We start from the raw sequence: 4,794 nt of genomic DNA on the forward strand, positions 1-4,794 counted from the left end.
GAGGATTTCTTCATGGCAAGGCATACATCTTCTCGACCGACGAAGGTGTTCTCGCCGGATCATCAAATTTCACGGCAGCAGGGCTATCCTCGAATCTTGAATTGAATCTCGGTCACTATCAACCGGGGCTTGTGACACGCGTCGAGGATTGGTTCGACAGCCTGTGGAATGAAGCTGTGCCGTACGATCTCGCGAGCATCTATCAGGAGCGATACGAGGAATATGATCCATATCTGATATACCTTCGAGTGCTCTGGGAGCTGTACAAGGACGATATGAACGCGGAACGTCAGCCGAGCGGCCGGATCCCGCTGACGACTTTTCAGAATGACGGACTGCTTCGCGCACTGAGGATTCTGGATCAACATAACGGCGTTATAGTAGCGGATGGGGTCGGCCTCGGGAAGACTTTCATAGCGGGCGAGATGATGCGCCTGGTGCAAGAAAACCGCCAGCGTGTCTTGTTGATCTCGTCAGCAACATTGCGTGACGGAACTTGGGAGAGATTCCAGAAACGGACTCAATTGCGATTTGAGAATTTGTCTTATGAGCAGCTTGTGCAGGCGGGACCACAGGAAGGAAAGCCGGAAGAATATGAGCTTGTTGTTGTCGATGAGGCTCAAGCATTCCGCAATCCGGACACTCATCGTGCCAGAGCATTACGATTGCTTCTTCGCGGCAAGCCTCCCAAGAAGCTGGTTTTGATGACCGCTACACCGGTCAACAACTCGCTGTGGGACCTCTACTATCTGATGACATATTTCCTCAAGCATGACGCGGTCTTTGCTGACAAGGGCATTCGATCTCTTAAAGAACGATTCGGCGAGGCGCAGAAAATGGATCCGTTCGACTTGCGGCCGGATGTCTTGTTCGACGTGCTTGATCCCGTGACTGTGCGCCGCACGAGACGCTTTGTGCAACGATGGTATCCGCATGAGCGGATTCCGGGTCCTGAAGGCACGATGATACCTGTTCGCTTTCCTACTCCACATGTTGACAAGATAGAATACAATCTTGAGGAGGTTCTGCCGGAGGGATTCTTCGATGAATTCCAGCAGGCGTTGGCTCCCGAAGAGGGCGATCCGAAACTGACCATGGCGCGCTATAAACCGTCGGCATTCCTCAAGGAAGATGGGGTTCAAGAGAATGAGATGACGCTCGTTGGACTTCTGCGTTCTGCGCTTCTGAAGCGATTCGAGTCATCGATATATGCTTTCAAACGGACGACAGAGAGGATGACGCAAGCGCACAGCAGATTCCTGCAGGCAATCGATGCTGGATATGTTCCCTCACCACTGGCTATGGAAGAGCTTACAGAGACCGATTCAGATGATGCAATCGAAGAGCTTCTTGAAGAGGCCGGCTCGAATCCGGTTTCTATGTATCGCATCGAGCAATTGAGAGCTGATGTCCAGAGCGATTATGAGTTGTTGAAATCATACGCGGATGTGGCAGCAAGCATAGATCGCGATATGTCGCCTAAGCTGAAGCGACTGAGAGAAGCACTGTTAGACATCTTGGGACAGGCTGAGAAGGAAGCGGGCGGGGATGAGTATCCACGTGATAACATCAAAGTGCTGATATTCTCTTACTACGGTGACACCGTGCAGTGGATTTTCGACTATCTTACCGAGAAAATCGATACGGATAGAAGGCTCGCTCCATATCGTGGAAGACTTGCGGCACTTGTTGGCGACAGATCATTACAGGGAGATTCTCGTGAGGCAACGATCTTTGGGTTCGCACCAATTTCGACGGAAGCTCCCGAGCGATTCGCGAAGAATCGGTTCGACGTTCTGGTCACAACCGACGTGCTGGCCGAAGGGATGAACCTTCAGCAAAGCCGGCACATAATCAATTTTGACCTGCCATGGAACCCGATGCGGCTTGTACAGCGCCATGGACGTATCGACCGTATTGCCAGTCCGCACACTGATGTATTCATCAAGTGTTTCCTCCCTGATGTCCATCTGGACGATCTGCTGAGGCTCGAACGGCGGGTGCGGAGCAAACTGGCTCAGGCAGCGGCATCAATTGGCGTTGAGTCCGAAGTCATCCCACACGGTTCAACCGGAGAGGTGACATTTGCGGAAACGAAAGAGCAGATCGAAGCATTGCGTCGCGGCGAAACTGAGTTGTTCGAGCGTGGCGATGAAATCGAGGGCGCTCATTCCGGCGAGGAATATCGACAGGAATTACGTAAGGGTCTCGAAGAAATGGAGCGCGAGATCATAGGTCTGCCTTGGGGGGCCGGGTCGGGATTGGCTAATGGAAAGCAGAAGGGCTGGTTCTTCTGTGCTCGCGTGGGAGAGAAGGTGTTTCTGCGATTTGTTCCTGCTGACAAAGAACTGATTCTGTCGGATACCCTCGGTTGCTTAAGACAAATTGCGTGCGACAAATCGACGCAACGATCTCTCACCGATGATATGTTCTCGGGTGCGTACGATGCTTGGTGTCGTGCACGAAAGGACATATTCGATGAGTGGATGCGCGCGACTGATCCGAAGAATCTGATGCCAAAAATCAGGCCGCTGTTCCGAGAAATCGCCGAGCACTTACGAAATAACCCTGCGCCGAATGTCCCGCAGCAGAGCCTCGAAGAAGCAGTGGATGCTGTAATGGCACCATGGGGAGTGCGATACGAACGCGAACTGCGGCCAATAATGCACGACGAAGCGACCACAGACGAACAAAAATCGACTGCATTCCTCGACAAAATCCAGGAACTCGGCATGTCACCATATTCGACTCCCGAACCGCTTCCGCTCATTGATGAAGGCGAGGTGACGCTGGTTTGTTGGATGGGAGTAGGGAATAGGTAATTGTCAGGTTGAAACATATACCACGATGCTTTGAATTGACTAATTTAGAGTAACGTCTTAAATTGGATGATCGGGATTGTTGAACATCTTAGGGATGAAGAGTGCAAACACCTTGAAGCTCTCGAACCTTATATGAACTTTGAATACTCTGGAGAAAAAGGAAAATACGGCGAGTACTGTAACCATCAGCCGCACTTGAGTCGCTCGACAATGTGACCCCGGGAGATGTCTATTCCGGCAGAGCGGCATTGATCTTAGATCAGAGGGAAAGAACCAAACAGGAAACGATCAAGAAAAGGAGAAACGAATACCGAAAAGCGATTACGATAAGGCAAACTGTCTCTTAACTTGATGTGCACCGTGTCCGAATCGTATGACGACATACAGTCTCACCCTTCCGACCCTCAAGGACTATCCTGATCTTCTCCTCAGCCGTAAACTTCCGCCGGGTCTGCCGCCGGATCTCCTTCGCCACAGCTTCTGGCCTCTGATTCTGCTTCCCACTCATCGGACACTCCTTTCGCTAAGACCAACATACTAAAACTACGTCTTAACCAAAAGCCTGTCCGCGTATGACTTTAGCTGAACCGACACAGCCTCTCATAACATATCCATTATAATCCTTGTTAAGATACTAAAGGATTGACAACGACTGCCGATAGATTTGTTGTCTAGTAGAATTCTAGACTGAACCAGAAGGGGGCGCACTGCACTTGCGGGGCTAATAGAGACATCACCCAGGGCTAATAGACATCACCCGTTGAAATCGATTGTGGCTCACCTATTGTCATCGACGGAAGGTGGGCGACAAAAACTCGAATGAAATAAAATGCCAACGCTGATGGAGTAATTTCTAGGCGTTGGATATTGAAACAAACCCTACACCCCGCTCACGGGGTGTGAGGAATTCACAATCTAAACGGAGGTGGAGAAATGGCAGTAGAAAAAGCAATCGGGTCATCCAGTCTGGTTGAAGTCGTCGACCGGATCCTGGACAAGGGTATCGTCATCGATGCCTGGGTGAGAGTCTCTCTGGTAGGCATTGAACTGCTTGCCGTTGAAGCCAGAGTGGTCGTGGCTTCGGTCGAGACCTACCTTAAGTATGCTGAGGCCATCGGTCTGACAGCCACAGCAGCCTAAGGGGCCAAACACCTGAGGGGATTCCTGCCGAATCATCCTTGTGCTATAAGTACGGACAAGCATGATTCGCCAAGAAGCTCCCTTACTACTGACGAAAAGGACATGGGCTTATGGGAATTGCTGAGGACATGAAAGCACTCACACAGGAAATCGTTTCCTCTTATCAATCGAGAATTCCTACGATAGGCACGATTGTGTATGATACTCACCGACTCCTTGATGACTTCAGGACCAGAAGAAATGGAATGAGTAATCAACTCAAGGATACGCTCGCCAGAGCACGATCCCTAAGGAAAAAAGACTTTGCTAACATGATGAAAGATATCCTTTCCTGTCAGGACGAGAAAGAAGACCGGGTGAGGGACTTGCTAAAGACTTTTTTCGAAGAACAGAATGAGATAGCCACAGTCCTGAAGAAGAGTCTGGCGGAGGGGGGAAAGATCAAGATAGATGATTTCAGGGAGATGTTGCAGAATATACAAGCAAGGCAGAAGGCCAGAGAGAATGAGATGAGTCTGATGCTGAAGGAGTTTCAGAAGGAGTATAGAGAGATGGCCGAGTCATTGAGCAGCCTTGTGAATGAAAAGGAGACTATACAGATCAAGGATTTCAAGAAGGCGTTAAGAAATATCCGTTCAAGACAAATAGTAGAGCGAACAAGGCAAGTCAGGGAAGAACTGGATCATTTCGAACAAGAGCAGGCAAGTATGCTTCATCGGGAGCATGAACTCGCCGCTGTTATGGACGCGGAAAAAACAGATCGATTCATAGAGAGTGAGAGCCGAGAGAGAGAAGAAATGACCATGGTTGGCCTTTGAGCCATGGTCAAGCA

At 50.0% G+C, this 4,794-nt stretch carries 4 protein-coding genes; 3 read left to right on the forward strand and 1 reads right to left on the reverse strand.

Going from position 1 to position 4,794, the window contains the following annotated elements; all coding sequences use genetic code 11:
- Positions 1–2,822, forward strand: a 2,822-nt coding sequence (locus KKH67_14055; GenBank protein ID MBU1320303.1) for a helicase, incomplete at its 5' end; no start/stop codon positions are given.
- 343 nt (positions 2,823–3,165) lie between these two features.
- Here KKH67_14055 and KKH67_14060 read toward each other — a convergent pair.
- A complete protein-coding gene (locus KKH67_14060) occupies positions 3,166–3,330 on the reverse strand; it encodes a hypothetical protein (GenBank protein MBU1320304.1) in 165 nt (54 codons plus the stop codon).
- 425 nt (positions 3,331–3,755) lie between these two features.
- On the opposite strand from KKH67_14060, the gene gvpA reads away from it, so the two are divergent.
- Together gvpA and KKH67_14070 are read left to right on the forward strand one after the other, a co-directional pair.
- Positions 3,756–3,962 (forward strand): gas vesicle structural protein GvpA, encoded by a 207-nt coding sequence (gene gvpA, locus KKH67_14065; GenBank protein ID MBU1320305.1) that lies wholly within the window; start codon positions 3,756–3,758, stop codon positions 3,960–3,962.
- A 245-nt stretch (positions 3,963–4,207) separates the two neighbouring features.
- Positions 4,208–4,780, forward strand: coding sequence for a hypothetical protein (locus KKH67_14070; GenBank protein ID MBU1320306.1), 573 nt, complete (start codon positions 4,208–4,210; stop codon positions 4,778–4,780).
- Positions 4,781–4,794 lie beyond the last annotated feature (14 nt).

It is taken from the genome of Candidatus Zixiibacteriota bacterium (assembly GCA_018820315.1).
Taxonomy (GTDB): Bacteria; Zixibacteria; MSB-5A5; order JAABVY01; family JAHJOQ01; genus JAHJOQ01.

What these genes read in the sequence shown, in the direction of transcription:
- KKH67_14060 (MBU1320304.1), bottom strand. Translation starts at nt 3,330, where the DNA reads ATGAGTGGGAAGCAGAATCAGAGGCCAGAAGCTGTGGCGAAGGAGATC.
- gvpA (MBU1320305.1), top strand. Translation starts at nt 3,756, where the DNA reads ATGGCAGTAGAAAAAGCAATCGGGTCATCCAGTCTGGTTGAAGTCGTC.
- KKH67_14070 (MBU1320306.1), top strand. Translation starts at nt 4,208, where the DNA reads ATGAGTAATCAACTCAAGGATACGCTCGCCAGAGCACGATCCCTAAGG.